24 protein-coding genes and 1 other RNA gene are annotated in these 24,267 nt (G+C 30.1%); 24 read left to right on the top strand and 1 reads right to left on the bottom strand.

Annotated features, from left to right (window positions below):
- Positions 1 to 72: 72 nt before the first annotated feature.
- The 17 genes from prmA (at position 73) to ppdK (ending at position 15,868) form a co-directional block, all read left to right on the top strand.
- Positions 73 to 1,008, top strand: coding sequence for a 50S ribosomal protein L11 methyltransferase (prmA, locus tag ACX0KU_RS14405; RefSeq protein ID WP_472990661.1), 936 nt, complete (start codon positions 73 to 75; stop codon positions 1,006 to 1,008).
- Positions 1,009 to 1,026: 18 nt separating this feature from the next.
- Positions 1,027 to 1,782, top strand: a complete 756-nt coding sequence (locus tag ACX0KU_RS14400) for a 16S rRNA (uracil(1498)-N(3))-methyltransferase (protein WP_472990660.1) — start codon at positions 1,027 to 1,029, stop codon at positions 1,780 to 1,782.
- Positions 1,782 to 3,083: a tRNA (N(6)-L-threonylcarbamoyladenosine(37)-C(2))-methylthiotransferase MtaB gene (gene mtaB, locus ACX0KU_RS14395; RefSeq protein WP_472990659.1), complete on the top strand. Its 1,302-nt coding sequence runs from the start codon at positions 1,782 to 1,784 to the stop codon at positions 3,081 to 3,083. Before ACX0KU_RS14400 ends, mtaB begins: the two co-directional genes overlap by 1 nt.
- A gap of 74 nt (positions 3,084 to 3,157) precedes the next feature.
- Positions 3,158 to 3,502, top strand: a complete 345-nt coding sequence (locus tag ACX0KU_RS14390) for a histidine triad nucleotide-binding protein (RefSeq protein WP_472990658.1) — start codon at positions 3,158 to 3,160, stop codon at positions 3,500 to 3,502.
- Between the two features lie 139 nt (positions 3,503 to 3,641).
- Positions 3,642 to 3,824 (top strand): 30S ribosomal protein S21, encoded by a 183-nt coding sequence (rpsU, locus tag ACX0KU_RS14385; RefSeq protein WP_472990657.1) that lies wholly within the window; start codon positions 3,642 to 3,644, stop codon positions 3,822 to 3,824.
- A gap of 27 nt (positions 3,825 to 3,851) precedes the next feature.
- A complete protein-coding gene (locus ACX0KU_RS14380) occupies positions 3,852 to 4,295 on the top strand; it encodes a GatB/YqeY domain-containing protein (protein ID WP_472992469.1) in 444 nt (147 codons plus the stop codon).
- 238 nt (positions 4,296 to 4,533) lie between these two features.
- Positions 4,534 to 4,821: a sporulation protein YqfC gene (gene yqfC, locus ACX0KU_RS14375; RefSeq protein ID WP_472990656.1), complete on the top strand. Its 288-nt coding sequence runs from the start codon at positions 4,534 to 4,536 to the stop codon at positions 4,819 to 4,821.
- Positions 4,818 to 6,029 (top strand): sporulation protein YqfD, encoded by a 1,212-nt coding sequence (gene yqfD, locus ACX0KU_RS14370; RefSeq protein ID WP_472990655.1) that lies wholly within the window; start codon positions 4,818 to 4,820, stop codon positions 6,027 to 6,029. Before yqfC ends, yqfD begins: the two co-directional genes overlap by 4 nt.
- Positions 6,030 to 6,058: 29 nt before the next feature.
- Positions 6,059 to 8,095, top strand: a complete 2,037-nt coding sequence (locus ACX0KU_RS14365; protein ID WP_472990654.1) for an HD family phosphohydrolase — start codon at positions 6,059 to 6,061, stop codon at positions 8,093 to 8,095.
- Positions 8,096 to 8,201: 106 nt separating this feature from the next.
- Positions 8,202 to 8,708: an rRNA maturation RNase YbeY gene (ybeY, locus tag ACX0KU_RS14360; protein WP_472992468.1), complete on the top strand. Its 507-nt coding sequence runs from the start codon at positions 8,202 to 8,204 to the stop codon at positions 8,706 to 8,708.
- An 80-nt stretch (positions 8,709 to 8,788) separates the two neighbouring features.
- On the top strand, positions 8,789 to 9,487 hold the full coding sequence (locus ACX0KU_RS14355; protein WP_472990653.1) for a diacylglycerol kinase: 699 nt from the start codon (positions 8,789 to 8,791) through the stop codon (positions 9,485 to 9,487).
- Positions 9,488 to 9,585: 98 nt separating this feature from the next.
- Positions 9,586 to 9,984 carry a cytidine deaminase gene (locus ACX0KU_RS14350; protein WP_472990652.1) on the top strand — a complete coding sequence of 133 codons (399 nt, stop codon included), beginning with the start codon at positions 9,586 to 9,588 and terminating at the stop codon, positions 9,982 to 9,984.
- A gap of 9 nt (positions 9,985 to 9,993) precedes the next feature.
- Positions 9,994 to 10,878, top strand: a complete 885-nt coding sequence (gene era, locus ACX0KU_RS14345; RefSeq protein WP_472990651.1) for a GTPase Era — start codon at positions 9,994 to 9,996, stop codon at positions 10,876 to 10,878.
- Between the two features lie 44 nt (positions 10,879 to 10,922).
- Positions 10,923 to 11,684, top strand: a complete 762-nt coding sequence (gene recO, locus ACX0KU_RS14340) for a DNA repair protein RecO (protein ID WP_472992467.1) — start codon at positions 10,923 to 10,925, stop codon at positions 11,682 to 11,684.
- A gap of 5 nt (positions 11,685 to 11,689) precedes the next feature.
- Positions 11,690 to 12,301, top strand: coding sequence for a DUF4342 domain-containing protein (locus ACX0KU_RS14335; protein ID WP_472990650.1), 612 nt, complete (start codon positions 11,690 to 11,692; stop codon positions 12,299 to 12,301).
- Between the two features lie 218 nt (positions 12,302 to 12,519).
- Positions 12,520 to 13,176 (top strand): helix-turn-helix transcriptional regulator, encoded by a 657-nt coding sequence (locus ACX0KU_RS14330; protein ID WP_472992466.1) that lies wholly within the window; start codon positions 12,520 to 12,522, stop codon positions 13,174 to 13,176.
- A gap of 61 nt (positions 13,177 to 13,237) precedes the next feature.
- Positions 13,238 to 15,868, top strand: coding sequence for a pyruvate, phosphate dikinase (gene ppdK, locus ACX0KU_RS14325; RefSeq protein WP_472990649.1), 2,631 nt, complete (start codon positions 13,238 to 13,240; stop codon positions 15,866 to 15,868).
- 48 nt (positions 15,869 to 15,916) lie between these two features.
- Here the strand turns inward: ppdK and ACX0KU_RS14320 are convergent, their stop codons facing one another.
- The gene (locus ACX0KU_RS14320) at positions 15,917 to 16,984 is read right to left on the bottom strand and encodes a CotS family spore coat protein (protein WP_472990648.1); all 1,068 of its coding nucleotides are present in this window, start codon (positions 16,982 to 16,984) and stop codon (positions 15,917 to 15,919) included.
- 148 nt (positions 16,985 to 17,132) lie between these two features.
- Between ACX0KU_RS14320 and ACX0KU_RS14315 the strand changes: the two genes are divergently transcribed.
- The 7 genes from ACX0KU_RS14315 (at position 17,133) to rnpB (ending at position 24,195) form a co-directional block, all read left to right on the top strand.
- Positions 17,133 to 18,161, top strand: coding sequence for a deoxyguanosinetriphosphate triphosphohydrolase (locus ACX0KU_RS14315; RefSeq protein ID WP_472990647.1), 1,029 nt, complete (start codon positions 17,133 to 17,135; stop codon positions 18,159 to 18,161).
- Between the two features lie 198 nt (positions 18,162 to 18,359).
- Positions 18,360 to 20,144, top strand: coding sequence for a DNA primase (gene dnaG / locus ACX0KU_RS14310; protein ID WP_472990646.1), 1,785 nt, complete (start codon positions 18,360 to 18,362; stop codon positions 20,142 to 20,144).
- Between the two features lie 4 nt (positions 20,145 to 20,148).
- Positions 20,149 to 21,291: an RNA polymerase sigma factor RpoD gene (gene rpoD / locus ACX0KU_RS14305; RefSeq protein WP_472990645.1), complete on the top strand. Its 1,143-nt coding sequence runs from the start codon at positions 20,149 to 20,151 to the stop codon at positions 21,289 to 21,291.
- Between the two features lie 87 nt (positions 21,292 to 21,378).
- Positions 21,379 to 22,266 carry a PH domain-containing protein gene (locus ACX0KU_RS14300; RefSeq protein WP_472990644.1) on the top strand — a complete coding sequence of 296 codons (888 nt, stop codon included), beginning with the start codon at positions 21,379 to 21,381 and terminating at the stop codon, positions 22,264 to 22,266.
- 10 nt (positions 22,267 to 22,276) lie between these two features.
- The gene (locus tag ACX0KU_RS14295; RefSeq protein WP_472990643.1) at positions 22,277 to 22,966 is read left to right on the top strand and encodes a tRNA (adenine(22)-N(1))-methyltransferase; all 690 of its coding nucleotides are present in this window, start codon (positions 22,277 to 22,279) and stop codon (positions 22,964 to 22,966) included.
- The gene (locus tag ACX0KU_RS14290; RefSeq protein WP_472990642.1) at positions 22,957 to 23,772 is read left to right on the top strand and encodes a Nif3-like dinuclear metal center hexameric protein; all 816 of its coding nucleotides are present in this window, start codon (positions 22,957 to 22,959) and stop codon (positions 23,770 to 23,772) included. Before ACX0KU_RS14295 ends, ACX0KU_RS14290 begins: the two co-directional genes overlap by 10 nt.
- Positions 23,773 to 23,847: 75 nt before the next feature.
- An RNA gene (rnpB, locus tag ACX0KU_RS14285) (RNase P RNA component class A) lies at positions 23,848 to 24,195 on the top strand.
- Positions 24,196 to 24,267: the final 72 nt, after the last annotated feature.

Genomic DNA, 24,267 nt, shown 5'->3' with positions numbered 1-24,267 from the left:
TAAGTTTTATGGATTATAATATATTAATACATAGAGCCAAAGAATTATTGAATAAAAGGAGAGATTCTATAAATGGATAAGCAATGGTTAGAGATCGAGATTATTACTAGTAGCGAAGCTGTAGAGGCGGTTACCGGAATACTTTATAATACTGGGGTTCAAGGTGTTGCAATTATTGACTCTGAAGATGTTGCTGAGAAAAAGAGAAATTCTGATGGGTTTGACTGGATTGAAGTAGATTATTTTGAAATAAAGGATGGAGCTATTCTTAAGGCTTATTATAAAGAAGATGATAAGTTTAATGATTATCTTCAGTACATAAAAGAAAGCGTACTCAATTTAGAGTCATTTGGATTTAGTAAAGGATTAGGAAGAGTTTCAGTAAAGAGATTAAATGAAGAAGATTGGGAAAATAATTGGAAAGCCTACTATAAGACTACAAAGATAGGTAAGGGAATAGTAATTAAGCCGGTATGGGAAAGCTATGAGAAAGAAGATGCTGAAATTGTAGTAGAAATGGATCCAGGTATGGCATTTGGAACAGGAACCCATGAAACTACTAGATTATGCATTAAAGCTTTAGAAAAATATGTAAATAATCAGTCTATAGTTTTTGATATTGGAACAGGTTCTGGTATACTTGCGATTACGGCAGCTAAGTTAAATGCTAAAAAGGTTGTTGGAGTAGACCTAGACCCTGTAGCTGTTGATGCAGCTAAACAAAATGCAAGTCTTAATAATATAGATAATATTGATATACTTTATGGAAATTTAATGGATGTAGTAGAGGGAAAAGCAAATATAGTAGTTGCAAATATTCTTGCAGATATAATAAAAATTCTAGTTGAGGATGTTAAAAAGTCTATACTTGAAGGTGGTCTTTTTATAGCTTCAGGTATAATATTAGATAGAAAAGATGATGTGGTAAACAAACTAGAGGAGTTTGGTTTTAGTATTGAAGAAGTAGAAATTGATGGTGAGTGGTGTTGTATAGTTGCTAAAGCTTAAAGAAAAGGAGAATTAACTATGCACAAGTTCTTTGTAGGTTCGGAGAATATAATAGATAAAAAAGCGATTATTGAGGATGAGGATGTAAAACACATATATAAGGTATTGAGGTTAAAAGAGGGAGATAAAGTAAATATAAACAACTGCAATGGGGAAGAATACCTAGGAGAAATAGAGAGCATAACTAAAACTAAAGTAGAAATTAAGCTTTTAGAAAAGCTAGATTTAAATAATGAAAGTCCTATTGATATTTATCTTTATCAAGGATTTCCAAAGGCTACGAAGATGGATTTAATTGCTCAAAAATGTACAGAGTTAGGGGTAAAAGAAATAACTCCTGTAATAACTGAAAGAGTAACATCATCTTTGGGAGAGATAAATAAGGATAAAAAGAAAGTTGAAAGATGGAATAGAATATCCTTTGAAGCATGTAAACAAAGTAAAAGAACATTAATACCAAAGGTAAATGATTTAATAAGCTTTGAGGAGCTTTTAGATGCATTAAAAGATATGGATTTAATAGTAGTACCTTATGAAAATGCTGAAAACTATGGAATAAAACAATTGATTAAAAATCTTAATAAGGAAGTTAAAAAGGTTGCAGTGGTCATTGGACCTGAGGGTGGTTTTGAGGAAGAAGAAATAAACCGCTTAAAAGAACTAGGCGGAAACATAGTTACATTAGGACCTAGAATACTTAGAACAGAGACAGCTGGATTTACTTGCATTAGCTTACTTATGTATGAACTGGGAGATTTAGGAGGAATTATTTAATGAAAGTCGCTTTTGCTACATTAGGCTGTAGAGTTAATCAATATGAATCTGAAGCTATGGCTGAAAAATTCATAAAAAGTGGATATGAGGTAGGAGCTTTTGAGGATGTAGCAGATGTTTATGTTATAAATACTTGCACTGTTACAAATATGAGTGATAAAAAATCACGACAAATGATATCAAGAGCAAGAAGAAAAAACAAAGAGGCAATAATTGCTGCAGTTGGTTGCTATGCACAAATTGCACCAGACAAGGTATCAGAAATAGGGGATGTAGATGTAGTATTAGGTACTAGAAATAAAGGAGAGATAGTTTATTGGGTAAATAGATCTAGAGAAGAGAAAAAGTTATTGGTGGCAGTTAATGACGTGCTTAAAGACAAAACCTTTGAAGATCTTAGAATAGAAGAATATCAAGATAAAACTAGAGCTTTCTTAAAAATACAAGATGGTTGTAATAATTTTTGTTCTTATTGTTTAATTCCTTTTGCAAGGGGAGCAGTATGCAGTAAAGACCCTAAGATTGTGATTAATGAAGTTAAAGAACTGGCTCGTCATGGGTTTAAGGAAATAATATTATCAGGAATAGATATTTCCTCTTATGGTGCTGAATTAGAAGGTGATTGGAGCTTACTTCGTATACTAAAGGAAATAGACAAAATAGAGGGCGTAAATAGAATTAGAATAGGTTCCATAGGACCAGAATTTTTTAATGAGGAAGTTATAAAGGAAATAGGAGAATTAAAAAAATTATGTCCGCATTTTCATTTATCACTTCAAAGTGGTTGTAATGAGACTTTAAAAAGAATGAATAGAAAATACAATATAGAACAATATAAGAATATTGTTGAGTTGCTTAGAGAGTATGTTAAAAATGTTTCTATAACAACTGACATAATAGTTGGATTTCCAGGAGAAACCGAAGAAGAGTTCGCGAGTACATATAATTTCTTGAGTGAAATAAAGTTATCAAAGATGCATATTTTTAAATTTAGTCCGAGAACTGGAACAAAAGCAGCCGCACTAGAGGGACAGGTAGATGGAGTTATAAAAGAAGAAAGAAGTAAGGCGCTTATTAAGCTTAACGAGGAAAATGAAAAAGAATTTATTCAAAAGTTTATTGGAGAAAAATTAGAAGTATTATATGAAGGGCAGTATAGTAATAAAAATGATCTATATGAAGGATATACTCCTAATTATATAAAAGTAATATCTCCGTCAAAAATAGATTTAAGTGGCAAAATTATTGAAACTAAAATCTTAGATGCAAGAGAAGATTCAGCTTCAGGAGAAATAATATAAAAAAAATAATATTTTAAGAAGGAAAATTTATATTATTGTTGAATATAAAAAGCAGAGGTAAGGAGGTGAATATCATGGAAGATTGCATCTTCTGTAGAATTGTAAAAGGAGAAATACCTTGTAAAAAAGTATACGAAGATGATGTGGTACTTGGGTTTGAAGATATTAATCCAGTGGCCCCTGTGCATGTTCTCTTAATACCTAAAAATCACATTAAAAGTATTAATGAGTTAAATGAAGATAATATAGATATAATGTCTCATATGTTAAAATGCATTCCTCAAATTGCAAAACAATTAAATATCTATGAAAGTGGGTATAGAGTAATAAATAATTGTGGAGATAATGGGGGTCAAGAGGTGCAACATATCCATTTTCATATAGTAGGTGGAAGAAAGCTAATTTGGCCACCAGGTTAAGTATAAGAAAATTAGGTTAAGATATGAAAGTAGTTGACAATTTGCAAAAAAATGTTGTATAATTACCAATGTGCTATTTTGCCCTCATATACTGCAAAATACTTAGGTTTTGATACTGCTAGGGAGGGAGGGATTATCAATGTCAGAAGTTAAATTAAGAGAAAATGAAACATTAGAAAGTGCATTAAAAAGATTTAAAAGATCTTGTGCAAAAGCAGGTGTTTTATCTGAAGTTAGAAAAAGAGAACATTATGAAAAGCCAAGCGTAAAGAGAAAGAAAAAATCTGAAGCTGCAAGAAGAAGAAAGACTAAGATAAAATAAGAATTATTGAAAGAAGGTAGCTCAAATATGTCTCTTAAAGAAAGATTGCAGGAAGACTGGAAGAACGCAATGAAGTCGAAAGATAAGTTCAGAGCCAGTAACATAAATATGGCAAGAGCCGCTGTTTTACAAGCCGAAAAAGTTGATAATAGAACTTTAGATGATGAAGAAGTTGTTGAAATTTTATCAAGAGAAGTAAAGCGTAGAAAAGAAGCAATTGCTGAGTTTGAAAAAGGCAATAGACAAGATTTGGTTGAACAGACTAAGTCAGAAATAGAGATTTTATTAGAGTACCTTCCTAAGCAGTTGACCGAGGAAGAGATTGCTGATATAGTTCAACAAGTCGTCTATGAAACAGGGGCAAATAGTATAAGAGATATGGGAAAAGTAATGTCTGCTGCTATGTCTAAATTAAAAGGCTGCGCAGATGGTACACTTGTAAGCTTGATAGTTAAGCAACATTTAAGTTAAATAATAATAGCTGAAAAGCTTATTTTAAGGTCCAGTGAAAACTGGGCCTTTTTATTTTATAGTAAATTATAAGTTTATCTTTTTGTGGATAAACTTATATGGCGTCGTCGAAGGGGGACTAGGTCCCCATAGCGAAAAAAATCGGCGTAGCCGACTTTTTTATTTTATATTAAAACAGTAATTTCTTATAGAAAAAACTCATAGATTATTATGGAAGTAATATTTAGGGGAGTATAAAGTGAGGGAAAAAGTATATAAGGCTAAGGAAGATATGGCACAAAAACTTGATCTACCAAGAGATATTGTTTTAGATATACCAAAAATAATTATTACTGGAGATAACGAATTAATAATTGAAAATCATAAAGGCATAATTATGTTTGGAGAAGATGAAATAAAAGTGAATTCCAACGTAGGGGTTATATCATTACATGGAAAAAAACTAGAGATTTTATTTATAGGTGGAAGTACAGTTGTATTAGGAGGGAAATTTAAATCGGTGAATTATGAGGGGAACATACTATGAGTAAATTTAATTTTGAAAAATATAAAAAAGGAATAATAACTGTTGAGATTCAATCTTTTATGCCGGAAAAGATTATAAACCTATTATGGAAAAATAAAGTTAATATGAAAAATATAAAAAGAAAAAATATTACAACAATTTGTTTTGATACTAATTTAAAAGATTATAGTATAATAAATAATATAGTAAAAAAGACTGATGCTAGAATAAAAATTTTAGATAGAAGAGGAATATCCTTTTTTATGATAAAAACTAGAAGAAGGCAAACTTTACTTGGAGGTATATTTATATTCGCAGGGGTAATATATTATATGTCTACATTTATATGGGGAGTAAATATTACCACTGAGAGAAGTGTAACTCCTTATGAAATAAGACAGCAGTTAAAAAAAGTTGGAATTAAGCCTGGTATAAGAAAAGGAAAAATAGATGTATATGAACTAGAGGAAAAAATCGCTAAAGAAAATTCAGATATTATGTGGGTAAGAGCAAGAGTTGAAGGAACTAATTTAAATCTAAGTATAGCTGAAAGACAAGAACCGCCTGAAATTATAATAGATGATACTCCATGCAATATTGTAGCTAAAAAAGATGGAGAAGTTGTGAGAGTGTATAGTAAAGCAGGCACGGCCTCTATAAAGCCAGGAGACATAGTAAAGCAAGGAAATATATTAGTTAAAGGGGAACAAGGTAAAGAGGGTAGTACTTATTTAGTTCATGCTGATGCTGATGTTATAGCAAGAACTTTTTATGAAGAGAAAATTAAAGTGCCTGTAACAAAAATACAAAGAGATAGAACTGGAAATCAGGATGCAGAAATTTATATAGAAGTTCTAGGGAAGAAGATTTACCTTAAAAAGTCTAAAAATCAATTTAAAAATAGTGATAAGGTCTTTCAGGATAATATTTTTATAAAGAAACGTATTTATTATGAAGTAAATGAAAAAGATGTTAGATTAGATAAAAATAAGGTTGAGAAAGAGATGACAAGTGAACTTTTTTCAAACATAATTGTAAAATTAGATAAATCTGTTAAAATAGTAGATAGGATAGTTGATATTAAAGAAATTGATAGTAAATATGATATAAGAGTTGTGCTAGTTGTAGAAGAAAATATAGCTAAGCTAGAAAAAATACAGCAGAGTGATATAGAAAAATTCAATGAAAAAGAGAAAGAAAATAAAGAGAAATTAAATAGCTTAAGATAAGGATTAAATAAACGAGGACGTGGTTATAGATGAGTGGAATAGGAAAAATTCTGGAAAATAATAATTTTAAGAGATTAGTAACTTTCATAATTACTTGTCTTTTTATATCCGGTATTATAATGACCTCTCTTGTAACAAAAAAGTATGATTTACAAGAAGGAGATATTGCTCAGTTTGATATTAAAGCAATCAAAGAAGTTACAGATAAGCTTAATACAGAGGAGAAACAAAAACAGAAAATTCAGTCTGTACCACTTCAATACAATAAAAACTTAGAAATACGAAAAGAAGCTTTAGAGCAAATAGAAAATTTATTTTTTCAGGCAAACAAATTAATTGAAAGAGACTTAAATGAGAAAGAAAAGATTGAAGAGTTAAGGAAAGAAGCTGAAATAAGTCTGTCAGAAGAAGAGATTAAAAGCTTATTGACATTAGATAAGGCACAATTAAAAGTTTTACATGAGAATTTAATTAATATAATGAATAGTGTACTAGATTTAGATATAAGAGAAGATAATCCAGAAGATATAAGAAAGGCACAGGATGCTATTACGGTAAATTTTAATAGTTCAAAGCTATCAAAGGTATTAAGAGATCTTGGAATAAGAATAGGAATTTTAGAAATAAAGCCTAACTTCTTCTATGATGAAGAAAAAACTAATGAATTAAAATCAGAGGCTAAGAGATCTGTTGATCCAATAACAATAAAAAAGGGACAGATAGTAGTGAAAGAAGGAGAACCTATAACTAATAGAGATTTAGTTATTTTAAGCGACTTAGGGCTTCTAGATAACACTACAAATAAGTATATTTATGTAGCAATAATTGCATTAGTAACTTTAGTTATGTTTTTACAATGGTTCTATCTTTATAAATATTATAAAGAATTATATTATGATTTGGGAAAATTAATTTTAGTAAGCGTTTTAACCTGTATTTCATTGCTATTAGCTAGAACATTATCTATAATATCTCCATTTTTAATACCCCTAGCTTGTGTACCTATGCTATTTACATTGCTAATAAACTATAAAGTTTCTATAACCTCAAACATAATTAATTGTATTTTAATAAGTGCAGTAGTTCAGTTTAATATAGAGATAACTTTACTTGCTATATTAAATAGTATTTTGGGAGCAGTAGCGTTAAAGAAATTACAGCAAAGGAATGATATTTTATATGCATCCCTCTTCGTAGGTATTATGAATGTTGTACTTACTTTTACTGTTGGATTTTTGTTAAGTAACAATTTGTTAGAGGTATTTAAAAAGTCAGGATACTCTTTTGCTGGTAGTATAACAGCAGCTATTTTAACAATTGGATTTCTTCCTTTCTTTGAAAGTACTTTTGATATTGTTACAACAATTAAACTTTTAGAGTTATCTAATCCAAATAATCCAGTGCAAAAAAGATTATTATTAGAAGCACCGGGCACATATCACCATAGTATACTAGTGGCAAATTTAGCAGAGGTAGCAGCAGAACAAGTAGGAGGGAATCCGGTTTTAGCAAGAGTTGCTGCATATTATCATGATATCGGCAAAATAAGAAGACCTATGTTTTTTAAAGAGAATCAGGTTGGAAAGGACAATCCGCATAGTAAAATTAATCCCAATCTTAGCACTCTTATTATAACATCTCATGTGAAGGATGGTCTTGAGATTGCCAAAGAATACAAGTTACCTAAAATCATTAAAGACGCTATTCAACAACATCATGGAACATCTTTAGTAAAGTATTTTTATGTAACAGCTAAAAATACTAGCGATAAACCAGAAGAAATTAAAGAAGATGATTTTAAGTATCCAGGACCAATTCCGGAAAGTAAAGAGATGGCTATTCTTATGTTAGCTGATAGTGTAGAAGCTGCTGTTAGATCTATAAGTGAACCAACTAAGGGTAAAATAGAAGAGATGGTAAACAATATAATAAAATCTAGATTAAATGAAGGTCAATTAGATAATTGTGATTTAACATTAAAGGAAATTAGTCTAATTAGAGCAGCTTTTTTAAAGGCTTTATCAGGTATATATCATCAGAGAATTGAATATCCTACAGAAAAGTAAAATAAATGTAATTTTAAATTTGATTAACTGAATTCTAGGGCTTGGGTCGGAGCTAAAGGTTATGAGTTCGATAAGTAGTTTGATTTACACAAAAGGAGAAGATATTATGATATATATAGACGATAGGCAAGATAAAGTTAAAGTTAGTGAAGAGGTAATTAAAAATATAAATAGTGTAATCCAGTATGCTTTAAAAGAAGAAAAGGTGAAAGTAAATACTCAAATAAGTGTTTTATTTGTAGATGATGAGTCAATTAGAGAGATAAATAGAGAGCAGAGAGGAATAGATAAGACTACTGATGTATTATCTTTTCCTATGTTAGAATATGAAGAGAATAAGGTATATAAAGATCAGTATGAAAATTATGAATTTAGAATTGAAGATTTAGATGAAGGTGAACTGGTATTAGGGGATATCGTACTATCTTTAGAGAAAGCGCTAGAACAAAGTGAAGAGTATGGACATTCATTTATGAGAGAGGTATGTTATTTAACAGTACACTCTATACTTCATCTTTTAGGATATGATCATATGAAAGATAATGAAAAAGATATAATGAGAAGCAGAGAAGAAGATATATTAGAAAAGTTTAGAATAAGTAGAGAGAATTAATAGTTTAAATCCAATATGACATGCAGCTATAGAGAGTTGCATGTCATAATTTGGTTCTATGAGGTGGGTGGAGGATATAAATGAAGAAGGTAAAAAAAATAGTAGACAGTTTTAATTTCGCAATTGAAGGAATGATTTATACAGTAAGAACTCAAAGAAATATGAAAATACATATGGTTGCAGCTTTAGCAGTATTAAGTGCATGTTTCTTTTATGATTTAAGCAAATTAGAACTATTAGTATTGACTATGACAATAACTATGGTTTTAATGGGAGAGATGATAAATACAGCTGTAGAATGTGCTATAGATGCTACAACTAATTATTATCATCCCTTAGCAAAAATCGCAAAAAATGTTGCAGCAGGAGCTGTTTTAGTAACAGCTATAAATTCTGTATTAGTAGGGTATATTATATTTTGGGATAGATTAATTCCCTTTACGTTTATAGTAATAAAAAAAATAAAAGATTCAGATCCATATATGATTTTTTTAATTTTAGTAATTGTTTCTTTATCCACAATAATAGTTAAGGCTATATTTGGAGAAGGAACTCCTTTAAAAGGAGGAATGCCAAGCGGTCATAGTGCAATAGGTTTTTCTATATCAACAACTATTGCATTACTTACAGAAGATCCAACAGTTATAATATTAAGTTATATTATGTCATTTATAGTAGCTCAAAGTAGGGTGGACTCAGAAGTACATTCTATTTATGAAGTGTTAGTTGGAGGGATTTTTGGAACTCTATTAACTTTGTTAATATTTAAAATATTATAAAAAGATTATAAATCTTTCATTTATAATTTTGAATTACATATAACACATGTTATAATTTAAAGTGCAATATTCAAAAATAATCCTATGGAGGAAAAAGAATGGAATATAAAGAATTAGTGAAGGAAGCTATAAGATATAGAGAAAATGCATATGTTCCATATTCAAACTTTAAAGTAGGTGCCGCTGTACTCATGGACGATGGAAAAGTATACGGAGGATGTAATATAGAAAATGCATCTTATGGTGCAACCAATTGTGGAGAGAGAACAGCGATTTTTAGAGCTGTTGCTGAAGGAAACAAAAAGCTAAAAGCCATTGCAATAGTAGGTGACTTATCAACACATACTGCTCCTTGCGGGATATGCAGACAGGTAATTAGTGAGTTTTCAGATAAAAATACAGATATTATTCTCATAAAAAATGAAGATGATTATATAATTAAAAGTTTAGAGGATATATTGCCAAACCCGTTTACAAAAGAAGACTTAAATAAATAAGGAGGATATATGTTTAAATCAGGATTTATAACTATAATAGGAAGACCAAATGTAGGGAAATCTACACTTACAAATAAAATAATGGGGGAAAAACTCTCAATAGTATCATGTAAGCCACAAACTACTAGAAATAATCTTAATTCAGTTCTAACAAAAGAGGAATATCAACTTATATTTGTAGATACACCAGGTATACATAAGCCAAGGCATAAACTAGGTGAATATATGGTTAAGGTAGCAGAATCATCTACAAAAGAGGTAGATTTAGTAGTATTTATGACAAATCCTCAAGAAGAAATAGGAAAAGGCGATGAACGAATTCTTGAGAATTTAAAAGATATTAAAAAGCCAGTGTTTTTAGTTATTAATAAAGTTGATGAAAATCCACAGGAACTAGTAGCAAAAACTCTTGAAGCCTATTCTAAATATATGGAGTTTGCTGAAATAATACCGATATCTGCGAAAAAAGGAAATAATATAGAAGTTCTTGTAGAATTGATGGTTAAATACATGCCTGAAGGGCCAAAATATTATCCAGAGGACATGATAACTGATCAACAAGAGAGATTTATAATTTCTGAAATTATTAGGGAAAAGGCTTTGAGACTATTATCAGAGGAAGTACCCCATGGTATTGCAATCGAAATACTAGGAATGAAGCAAAATGAAAAAGGTACTTATCATATTGATGCAAACATACTGTGTGAAAAAGATTCACATAAGGGCATAATTATAGGTAAAGGCGGTCAAATGCTAAAAAGAATTTCTACCTATGCTAGACAAGATATGGAGAAATTCTTAGACAGTAAAGTTAACCTAAAAATATGGGTTAAAGTGAAGAAAGAGTGGAGAGATAGTAGCTTCTTGTTAAAAGAACTTGGATATAAAGAATAATTACGTAGAAAAAAATTGTTATTTATTCTTAAAATTAGGTTATAATATATTTAGGAGATGGTCGTCTGTCAATATTCAAAACTAGAGCTATAGTGATTAAGACTCAAGAATTTAAAGAAAATGACAAGCTTTTATGGCTATTTACTGAAAAGATTGGAAAAGTGTCTGCTATAGCTAGAGGAGCTAAACGTAGTAAAAGTAAATTTCTATCATCTACTCAACCTTTTTGCTTTGGTGAATATATTTTATATAGAGGAAAGAATTTGTATAGTGTTAATGAAGTAGAAATAATAGACTCTTTTCAAGGGATATTGAAAGATATAGATAGTATAACTTATGGTTCATATTTCTGTGAATTAATTCTAATAGCTTTACAAGAAGAAGAAAGTAATAGAGATTTATTTAGAGAATTTATTAAAGCTTTTTACCTTGTGAAGAGTAACGCTGCAGATACTGAACTCTTAGCTAGAACTTTGGAACTTAAAATTTTAAAAAGTACAGGATTTGGATTTGATTTTGAAAAGTGTTGTATATGTGGTAATAATATAAATAAATCAAGTTATTTAAGCATACAATATCACGGTGGAACATGTGATAAGTGTAATAGGATTGGTGGTATAGGTATAAGTTATGCTGCGTACAACATTTTAAAGTTTTTAGATAGAAGTCCTATTGAAAACATACACAGAATTTCAGTACCAAAGAATTTAAAAGATGAAATATATAAAATTTTAAATATATTTATCTGTCAAAGCTATGAAAAAAAACCAAAAAGTCTTGAAATCTTAGAATATTTGAAGGAGTGAAAAAAATGATTGAAATTTCTCTAGAAAAAATTGACATAATCAGACAAAGAACAGGTGTAAGCTATACTGATGCAAAAGAAGCTTTAGAAGAATGTGAAGGTAATGTAGTAGATGCATTAATATTTATTGAGAATAAAAATAAGACCATGAAAGATGATATATACACAACGAAAGATGAAATGATGGCGTGGATAAGAGAAGTTATTAAAAAAGGAAATGTAACAAGAATAAGAATTAAGAAAGATGATAAAGAAATTGCTGATATTCCAGTCAATGCAGGAGTAGCTGCAGGAATAATGGCATTTGCGTATCCGCCACTTATTGCTTTAGGAGTGTTAACAGCTGTATTTACAAAGATAACTATTGAAATTATAAAAAGCGATGGTTCTGTAGAGATTGTAAATAAAATTATAAAAAATAGAGCTAAAGATGTAAAAGAAAAAGTAGATGACTTAACACATGATGTTAAGGAAAAAGTAGATGATTTAACACAAGATATGAAAGAAAAGTTTGATAAAAAAGCTGATTCAACAAAAGAGGATAACGTATATCAATATACTGTAACTTTTGAAGATGAGGACAAAAAAAATGAAAATAAAAGTGAAGACGACAGATAATACTGTCGTTTTTGTTTTGTTTTAAATTATGGAATTAAGTTCCTAAAATAATTAATTATGTAAAAGAGTAAATTATAAGTTTTTAATAAAGAAAAGTTAATAATAGAAGAATTTTGAAGATAAATATATTAATTGCGGAATTAATTATAATAAATGACACATAAATAAGAAAAAGTGATATACTATTTATTGAAATGTGTGTTATAATTAGTTTGGTAATTTTAACAAGGAGGTCGACGAAAATTAATCTATCAGATAGGCAAAAAGAAATTATAGAGTTAGTTAAAGAAAATCAACCTATAACAAGCGAACAATTAGCAAGTAAGTTAGGACTTACTAGAGCTGCATTAAGACCAGATTTATCTATATTAACGATGATTGGCTTATTAGAAGCAAGACCAAAGGTAGGTTATATTTGCTCACAGAAGCCTTCAGAAGGTTTAGTATATGAATACGTAAAAAAAATTAAAGTTAAAGACTTAATGTCAAAGCCTGTTACTGTAGATGAGCAAACTACTGTATATAATGCTATAGTTAATCTTTTTTTAAATGATGTTGGTACAATCTTCGTAGAGAACAATGGATATTTGGTTGGAGCAGTTTCAAGAAAAGATTTCCTAAAGACAGCTATAGGTGGAACCGATATAAATAAGGTGCCAGTAGGAATTATTATGACTAGAATGCCTAATATAATATACGTTGAACCAGATGATTCTGCCTATGAAGCAGCAAAAAAGATTATTGATAGAGAAGTTGATAGTCTTCCTGTAGTTGAAAAGGTCCTTGAAGAAGGCGTAGATAAGATTAAGGTTATAGGAAAGCTTTCTAAAACAAATATAACACGTCTTTTTGTTAAATTAAGTGAAGATACTTAGAAAATTTGAAAGTTAGAACTATTAAAAATAATAAATATTTATAATGAGGGGATGGTATAGGATGGACAAAAAGAAATATGTATACCTTTTTAATGAAGGTAATGCAGGAATGAAAAATCTTCTTGGAGGTAAAGGGGCTAACCTTGCTGAAATGACTAACCTTGGTATTCCTGTTCCAGAAGGATTTACAATTACAACAGAAGCATGTACTAAGTATTATGAAGATGGAGAAGTAATTTCAGAAGATATTATCAATGAAATAATGTATTCACTATCAAAGACTGAAGAAGCTACAGGCAAAGTTTTTGGAGATAAAAACAATCCACTTCTTGTATCAGTAAGATCAGGGGCAAGAGTATCTATGCCAGGAATGATGGATACAGTATTAAATCTAGGTTTAAATGATGAGTCAGTACAAGGTGTTGCAAAGCTTACAGGAAATGAAAGGTTTGCATATGATTCTTATAGAAGATTTATTCAGATGTTTTCAGATGTTGCAATTGGAATTGAAAAAAGAAAATTTGAAAATATTTTAGAAGAAGTAAAAGAAGCAAAAGGTGTTGAATACGATACAGACTTAAATGCTGAAGACTTAAAAGAGATAGTTGTTAAGTATAAAGCATTATTTTTAAAGGAAATGGGAAAAGAATTCCCAGAAGATCCTAAAGAACAGCTTATGGATGCTGTAAAAGCAGTATTTGAATCATGGCAAAATACAAGAGCTATAGTATACAGAAGATTACATGATATTCCTTCAAGCTGGGGAACAGCAGTTAATGTACAGTCTATGGTTTTTGGAAATATGGGAGATAATTCTGGAACAGGAGTTGCATTTACAAGAGATCCTGGAACAGGTGAAAATATAATATTTGGAGAGTACTTAATAAATGCTCAAGGAGAAGATGTTGTTGCTGGTATTAGAACACCTCAGCCAATATCTAAATTAGAAGAAGAACTTCCTGAGTGTTACAATGAGTTTATAAGCATAGCAAATAGACTTGAAGCTCATTATAAAGATATGCAAGATATGGAGTTTACTATAGAACAAGGAAAATTATATTTCCTACAAACTAGAAATGGTAAGAGAACAGTTCAAGCTGGTTTGAAAATTGCTGTTAATTTAGTTGAAGAGGGAGTATTAACTAAGGAAGAAGCTCTATTAAAAGTGGATCCAAAACAGTTAGATACACTTTTGCATCCTGCCTTTGATGAAGAAGATTTAAATAAAGCTATTCCTATAACTAAAGGATTACCTGCATCACCAGGAGCTGCTTGTGGTAAAGTTTACTTTACAGCACAAGATGCTAAAGATAATCATGCAAAAGGGGAAAAAGTAGTTTTAGTAAGAGTTGAGACTTCTCCAGAAGACATTGAAGGAATGATTGCAGCAGAAGGAATACTTACAGTTAGAGGCGGGATGACATCTCATGCAGCAGTTGTTGCTAGAGGAATGGGTACTTGTTGTGTAGCTGGTTGTGGTGAAATAAAGGTTGATGAGGATAATAAAGTTTTCACTGCAGGCGGAACTACATACAGAGAAGGAGATTATATATCACTAGACGGAAGTACTGGAAATGTATATGGAACATCAATAAAGACCGTAGCACCAGAAATTGACGGATACTTTGGAACTTTTATGGCTTGGGCTGATGAAATAAGAAAGCTTAAGGTAAGAACTAACGCAGATACACCTAAAGATGCAAAACAAGCAGTAGGTTTTGGAGCAGAAGGAGTAGGTCTTTGTAGAACAGAGCATATGTTCTTTGATGAAGAAAGAATTGTAGCAGTTCGTGAAATGATAGTTTCAGAAAATGAAGAACAAAGAAGAAAAGCATTAGCTAAATTACTTCCAATGCAAAGAGAAGACTTTATTGGAATTTACGAGGCTCTAGAGTATAGACCCGCTACTATAAGATTTTTAGATCCACCACTACATGAATTCTTACCAACAGAGGAAGAAGATATAAAAGAGCTTGCAAATGACATGGGATTAACTTATGATCATTTAAAGGCAACAATAGAATCTCTTCATGAATTTAATCCTATGATGGGACATAGAGGATGCCGTTTAACAGTATCATATCCTGAAATTGCTGAAATGCAAACAAGAGCAGTTATAGAAGCTGCAATTCAGGTTAAAAGAGATAAAGGCTATGATATAGTTCCGGAAATAATGATTCCACTTATAGGAGAAATAAAAGAATTAAAATATGTAAAAGATGTTGTTGTAAAAACAGCTGATGCGATAATTGCAAGTGAAGGTATAGATTTAAAATATATGGTAGGAACAATGATAGAGATACCTAGAGCAGCTCTTACGGCAGATGAAATAGCTACAGAAGCAGACTTCTTCTCTTTTGGAACAAATGATTTAACACAAATGACTTTTGGATTCTCAAGAGATGATGCTGGTAAGTTTTTAAATAGTTACTACGAAAAGAACATTTATGAATTTGATCCATTCCAAAAGCTTGATCAAACAGGTGTAGGTAAATTAGTTAAAATAGCAACACAACTTGGTAGAGAAGTGAAAAAAGAATTAAAGCTAGGAATATGTGGAGAACATGGCGGAGATCCATCATCAATTGAATTCTGTCATGAAAATGGACTTGATTATGTATCTTGTTCACCTTTTAGAGTTCCAATAGCAAGACTTGCAGCTGCACAAGCTCAAATAAAAAATCCAAGATAGTTAATAGACATATTTATGGAGAAAGTCACCGAATATACATCGGTGACTTTATTCATTCTTTATATTAAATTTTGTGTTTATATACTTAGCAAAATCTTCTACAAATTTTATCTCGGAATGTAGATTTTTCACGGATTTTTTTAGCATATTAATAAAAGCAGATTTGTTACATTTATTTATATTTCTATAGTAATCTCTAGATATTTTCCAATATTTTTGTGGAAAAGATAAGTAACCTAATAAATATCTATATTCATGTAAATTTAGAGGACGAATTTTCTCATAGTGTTCTAAGCAGTTTAATACTAACTCAAGATTCCAATTAATTCTTTCTCTTCTTGAAAGTCTTCTTAGGAAGTAAGCTAAATCATAAATACAATAATCTATTCTACATTTATCGAAGTCTATAATCCAAATATCCTCATCATTATCTAATATCAAATTTTTACTTACATAATCCATATGACAGAGTGAAACATTTAATTGAGAAAAATCAGTGATTGAAAGATATTCCAAAGAGGTTCTAGCTAAGTACATGCCCTTATCAAAATTTGTTAAAAATATTTTAGAAAAACTGTCTCTATATTTAAAAGCTAAATTAGAGTTTGACAATAACCTTTGAAAGTGCTTGTGTATTGATTCATATAAGTTGCTGCAGCCTATACGATTGGAACTTCCTTCTATAGGAAAAAAGCTAGAAGATGTACTATGGACCTTTCCAAGAGTATTAAATGCTTTTGAAATATGTTCATTTATGCTATAGTTACATTTTGTCCCATCAATCCAAGGAGTTAATATAAATAACATATTTTCATATTTAACAAATCGTCCATTATATTTATTAGGTATAACTCTAGGAACATTTATACCATTTCTATGAAGCCATTCAATGGCAGAATAGACAAAGAGTAATTCTTCCTCATTGAAATATACCTTCTTTAAACAGAATCTTTTATTTGGAGTAGATATTTTATACACAGCACGCTGCTTATCTGTATCCTTGAATTTTATTGAATCTACCACAGAGTTCTCAAGGTTATAATGAGGAAGTACATTGATTTTAATACTCTCTTCTGATAATAAATCTATATTATATATCTTAGCGGATTCTGCCATAATAACACTCCTTAAAAATAAATCTTATTATAAACATATTAACAAGGCTTATATATTATACATTTAAATTAAAAAAGGATTTTATATAAATTTATAGAAATAATAAAAGGTGAAGAAAATAATAAATTTGCATAGGAGGAGTGTTTAAATGAATATTCGAGAAAGAATAGAAGAAAATGAGAAAAACACCTTGATACCTGATGCTAGATTTTCTTATAAATCTTTGGGAAGAGACAGAAGTGAAGAATCAGACACAATAAGAACTGCATTTATGATAGATAGAGATAGAATAATTCATAGTAAGTCATTTAGAAGACTTAAACATAAGACTCAGGTGTATATAAAAACTTGGGGAGATCATTATAGAACTAGATTGACTCATACTTTAGAGGTAGCACAGATAGCTAAAACTATAGGTAGAGGAATAGGATTAAATGAAGATTTAATTGAAGCTATTGCTCTTGGACATGATATAGGTCATGTTCCCTTTGCACATAATGGAGAAGAGGTTTTAAATATATTAAATCCAAATGGCTTCAGACACAATGAAAATAGTGTAAGGGTTCTTACTAAGATAGAAAAACATGGAAAGGGTTTGAATCTGACAAAGGAAGTATTAGATGGAATATTACATCATAGTGGATTTGGAACAAACTCTAATAGAGCATTTACATTAGAGGGGCAAGTAGTTAAATATAGCGATAAAATTGCATATGTAAATCATGATATTGATGACTCTATAAGAGCTGGAATATTAAAAGAGCAGGATATACCAGGAGAATTTATAAAATGTCTTGGGAAAACACATGGAGATAGAATAGGAATTCTTGTTGAAGACTGTATTTATACAACTTTACAAAATATTAAGGATAATAATATAGAGGTGTCTTTAAGTAAAGATATAGAAATTATACTTTTAGGACTTAGAAGCTATATGTTTAAAAATATATATAAAGGGTCAATATTAAAGAATGAGAGAGAAAAAGCTAAGTTTGTATTAGAACAAGTGTATAATTACTTTTTACAAAATCCAAATAAAATGGGAAATTTTTATTTTGATATTGTGGAAAAAGAAGGTTTATATACAGGGGTAACAGATTACATCGCAGGTATGAGTGATGATTACTGTTTATATGTATTTAATGATTTGTATGTACCTAAATTTGTTATTTATTAAGGAAATGAATAATAGTTAAAGTTAAATGGAAAAGTATATTAATAAGAAAGAAAAAGATAAAAACTTGAAGGATATTTATAGTTTATAAAGAATATATATATTGATACAAAAAATATAAATAAAAGAAGGAATATAAAGTTTTTTGTCGAAAATATATAGAGTTGACGTAAAATTGATTATATAGGTGGGAAAACTTCATTGATAAGTGAAGAAATAATTCAAAAAATCAAAGAACAAAATGATATAGTTGATATTGTTTCAGAAAGTGTAAAGCTAAAAAGAGCAGGTAGAAACTATGCGGGACTATGTCCATTTCACAATGAGAAGAGCCCTTCTTTCAGTGTATCACAGGACAAACAAATATATAAGTGCTTTGGATGTGGTGAAGCTGGTAACGTTATAACTTTTGTAATGAAAATTAAAAAAATGCCTTTTATTGAAGCAGTTAAGTATTTAGGGGATAAAGCTAATATAGAAATTGAAGCCCAAAACACAAAAAATACTGCACTAAAGAGCAGAAATGAAAAGTTATATAAGTTAAATGTTGAAGCAGCTAGATTCTTCTTAATGAGTCTTCAAAACAATAAGAACGTTTTAGATTATTTTTTGAGAAGAGGACTAACAATTAAAACACTACGTAACTTTGGTTTAGGTTATGCACCAGAAGGATGGAGAAATTTAATTAATTACTTGAAGGGAAAAGGATATACGGAATTAGATTTACTTAGTGCAGGATTAATTATAAAAGGAAAAAATAACTCTTATTATGATAGATTTAGAAATCGAGTAATATTTCCAGTATTTGATTATAGAGGAAGAGTTATTGGATTTGGAGGAAGGGTTTTAGATGATTCTAAACCTAAATATTTAAATTCTCCTGAGACAGAGATATTTAAAAAAGGAATTAATCTATATGGATTAAATTTTGCAGTAAAGACAGACATATATAGAACGCTTATTATTGTCGAGGGATATATGGATTGTATATCGTTACATCAATATGGAATTACTAATGTAGTAGCTTCATTAGGAACAGCACTTACAATTGAGCAAGTAAAGTTGCTTAAAAGGTATGCGGATAAGATAATAGTTTCCTATGATGCAGATGTGGCAGGTCAAAGTGCTACACTAAGAGGACTAGAGATACTTAAAAAGGAAGGGTTTGATCTTAAAGTATTAGTTATACCAGAAGGAAAAGATCCTGATGAGTTTATTAAAAATAATGGTAAAGAGTCTTTTATAAAGTTAATTGAAAATGCTATTCCTTTTATAGAATACAGAATAAAAGTAGCTAGTTATGGACTTAATCTAACTATGCAAGAAGAAATAATTGAGTATATAGATAAGGTCTGTGAAATAATAATGGACTTAGAACCAATAGAAAAAGATGTTCACATTAGAAAGGTATCCAGAGAAACGGGTATAAAAGAAGAAGTAATTTATGATTCTTTAAATAATAAGACTAAAAAAAATGTAAATAAATTGGAAAACGTGTATACTAAACAGAATTTTGGACAAAAATTATATTTAGAACTAGCTTATATAAAGGCAGAGCGCAATTTATTGAAACTTATGATAGAGGATACAGAGGATTATAATTATATTACTAAACAGATAAATAGCGAAGATTTAATTCTTAATAGCCACAAAAAGTTATTTAATCTAATAATAGAATCTATTGAACAAGGAAATTCTATTACAGCTGAACAAATAGAGATTCAATGCGATGATGTAGAAAGCTCTAAAGAGTGGATAAATATACAGCAAATAGATGATATATATAGTGATAACCACGAAGAACTTATAAATGACTATATCAGAGAAATTAAAAAATCTAGTCTAGAGGAGTCGAAGAAAAGAATTATGGGAAAACTTAAAGAATATGAGGAACAAGGATTATTTGAGGAGTCTTTAGGTCTTATAAAGGAACTTGATATAATTCAAAAACAAATAATGCAGATTACAGTTTCTGAAAGGAGGTAAGTCTATGTCTGGAGATTTAAAAAAGACGGAAAACATAAAAAAAACAAATTCAAAAGATGGTATTGCTAAGAATGATAGTTCAAAAGATAATAGTGAAAAGATGAAAATAATTAAAAACCTTATAGATAAAGGCAAAAAAAAGGGAAGTTTATCTTATAAAGAAATAATGGATGAACTTGATAATGTAGAACTTAGCCCAGAACAAATTGAGAAAATATATGCAGTTCTTGAATCTATGGATATTGAAGTTATTGGAGATATAAAAGATATTGAAATAGAAGAAGAAGAGATGATAGATCTTTCTGTACCAGAAGGTATATCAATAGATGACCCAGTAAGAATGTATTTAAAAGAGATAGGAAAAGTTCCATTACTATCATCAGAAGAAGAAATTGAACTTGCAAATAAAATAGAAGCAGGAGATATGCCGGCTAAGAAAAAATTAGCAGAAGCTAATCTAAGATTAGTTGTTAGTATTGCAAAAAGATATGTTGGTCGTGGAATGCTCTTTCTAGACTTAATTCAAGAAGGAAATCTAGGCCTTATTAAGGCAGTTGAAAAGTTTGATTATAGAAAAGGATTTAAATTTAGTACTTATGCAACTTGGTGGATAAGGCAGGCAATAACAAGAGCAATTGCAGATCAAGCTAGAACTATAAGAATACCAGTACACATGGTTGAAACTATAAATAAGTTGATTAGAGTATCAAGACAGCTTCTCCAAGAATTAGGACGGGAACCACAACCAGAAGAGATAGGCGAAATAATGGAGATGCCTGTAGATAAAGTGCGAGAGATAATGAAAATAGCTCAAGAACCAGTATCTTTAGAAACTCCTATAGGAGAAGAAGAAGATAGTCATTTAGGAGATTTTATTCCAGATGATGATGCACCAGCGCCAGCAGAAGCAGCAGCATTTACGATGTTAAAAGAGCAATTAATAAATGTCTTAGATACTCTTACGCCTAGAGAAGAAAAAGTATTAAGATTAAGATTTGGTCTTGATGATGGCAGAGCTAGAACCCTTGAAGAAGTAGGAAAAGAATTTAATGTAACAAGAGAAAGAATAAGACAGATTGAAGCAAAAGCACTTAGAAAACTAAGACATCCAAGCAGAAGCAAGAAATTAAAAGATTATTTAGACTAGAATACTATATTTAGAAGGGGTAAAGGTTAACGGTAAAGTTTAACTATACCCTTTTTTTATGATATAATACTATAGAGAGGTGATTAAATGAAAGCTTTTATGTGTAAAAAAGGTACGGGATCACAATTTATATTTTTTTCTATTCTAGCTATTGATTTGTTGATTTTTTTAGGAATGAGGTTAATTGATGTTTATGTAGTTCTTTCTTTAATTAAAATCTCTTTAATTGTTTTTAATATATATGGTATTTATTATTTATTGTTATCTTTAACCCTAAAGTATACTATGGATAATGAAAATTTATATATCACAGAATTAGGTGGATTAAAGAAGATATTAATCCCTCTTAACACTATAGAGGGATATAAAGAATCTGATGATATATGCGGTATAAGACTAATTGGAGTGGGAAATAACAGATTTGCACTAGGTAGATATGTAATTGATGAAATTGGAACTACAAGAGTATTTGTTTCTAACAGAATAAATATAATTTACCTTAAAACTAAAGATATAAGTTATGCTATATCACCTAAAGAAATGGAAAGGTTTACAGAAGCTTTAAGGGAATATAATATCAGTCCTCTTAGTTGGGAATACAGTGAGAATACAGAGGTGCATTTATATAAAGATAGAAGTTTTATGATTCCATTTATAATTGTAAGTATAGTGATATTTTTATCAACAATTACACCTTTAATCCTATATTTAAAAGATTCTATTCCTAATAACATGCCTTTGAGCTTAAATTCTAACTTTGAACCTTCAAAGATAGGAACTGCCAAGCAGTATGCCTTTAAGCAAACGATTTACGGGGTTTTAAATATGGGAATATTATTTTGCATGTATTATGCTTCTCACTTTCATGCTAGATATGATAGAAAAAGTGCAAAAATGTATATATATGCATCATTTATTGTATCTTTCGTATTTTTCTTACTTCAATTAAGGACAATATTTCAATACATAGTATAGGAGAAATAATATGAATATAAGCACAAGACTTAAAACAATTGCAAATATGGTAGACAAGTGCGGTGTAGTTGCTGATATAGGAACCGATCATGCTTACTTACCTATTTATTTAATAAAACAAGGAATATGTAAAGAGGCAATAGCGTCTGATATAAATAAAGGGCCTGTAGAAAGGGCTAGTGAGAATGTCAGAAGGGAAGGATTAGATTCAAAAATATGCTGTAAATTAGGGTCAGGGTTTAACACATTAAAGCCTGGTGATGCTGATTGTGCGATTATAGCTGGTATGGGTGGAAATTTAATTAGAGATATTATTGAAGATAAAAAAGAGGTCTTTGAAAATCTTAACTATGCCATATTTCAACCGGTTCAAAACCCAGAAGTTTTAAGACGGTATATATATGATAAGGGATTTGAGGTAATCGACGAAGAGTTATGTATAGATGATAATAAATTTTATGAGATAATAAAAGTAAGATATAGTGAAAAACCTAGAGATGTAGAAGATATATATTATGAAATTGGAGAAAAATTAGTTGAAAAAAAACATGCACTTTTAAATAAGTATATAGAATACAAACTAGAGAAATACAATAATATTATAAAATATATATCTGAGGATACGGAACTTGCTGAAAAAAGAAAGCAGTATATATGGGATAAGATAAAAAAAATGGAGGATCTTTTAAAATGTCTTTAATCGTAGCCGATATTAAAAATATAATTGAAAAGTTATCACCTACTAAGCTAAAAGAGAGCTATGATAATGTGGGGCTTATGGTAGGGAATTTGAATAAAGAAGTTACAAATATACTTTTAGCTTTAGATTGTACACTTGAAGTTATTGAAGAAGCGGTAGAAAAAAAATGCAACTTAATTTTTACTCATCATCCTCTACTATTTAAGAAGCCTTCATCTATAACTGAAGAAACACTTACAGGGAGAAAAATAATTCAACTTATAAGAAATGATATAGATTTATATTCAGCACATACGAATTTAGACTCTGTAGAGGGTGGAATTAATGATATAGTTATGAAGCTATTAGACTTCAATAATTATGTTACAATGGAACTTTCGGAAAGCAGAGATGCTAGTGACACTAAAAGCGGAATTGGAAGGCTTGCAAATTTAGAGACACCTATGAGTTTAAAGGAATTGTGTAACAGAGTTAAAACTTCACTAGGACTTTCATATTTAAGATATGCAGGAAAAGAGGATATGTTAGTTAATAAAGTAGCAGTGATAAATGGAAGTGGGCAAAGTTATTTTCAGTTAGCTAAAAAAATGGGTGCAGATTGTATAATTACAGGAGATACCTCCTATCACTTTGTTTCTGATTATATGGAAGAAGGAATAGGAATAATAGATTCAGGACATTTTGCATCAGAATGGCCAGCATTTAAGAATATTGCTGACTATCTTCAAAAATGTATTAAAGAATTAGGCTATAATAATTCTGTTATTGTATCTGATATTACAAAGGATCCTTATAAAATATTCTAGAAAAATTAAAAGTTCCCACATATGGATTTAAAATTAATTTGCTTTTTACTTTGCACTATGTTAATATAAATCTTGCGAGTAAGCCAGATGGTCGCTGCTGCATAATGTGCAGGAGAGGAAAGTCCGAGCTCCATAGGGCAGAGTGCTGGGTAATACCCAGTGGAGGCAACTTTAAGGAAAGTGCAACAGAGATATACCGCCATAAGTTTGACTTATGGTAAGGGTGGAAAGGCGAGGTAAGAGCTCACCAGCGCAATGGCGACTTTGCGGCTATGTAAACCCCACTTGGAGCAAGATCGAATAGGAAGACGTTTGGGGCTGCCCGTCCTGTCTTCGGGTAAGATCGCTTGAGCCTATTGGTAACAATGGGCCTAGATAGATGACCGTTTAATACAGAACTCGGCTTATAGGTTTAGTCGCACATATATGAAAAGCATCAGGTTAATGCCTGGTGCTTTTGTATTTTTTGTAATATGTGTACAATTGGTAAATATT

Source organism: Clostridium sp. X, from assembly GCF_055755365.1.
The sequence above is the reverse complement of the archived record's forward strand: the minus strand, read 5'-3'. Positions and strand labels throughout refer to the sequence as shown.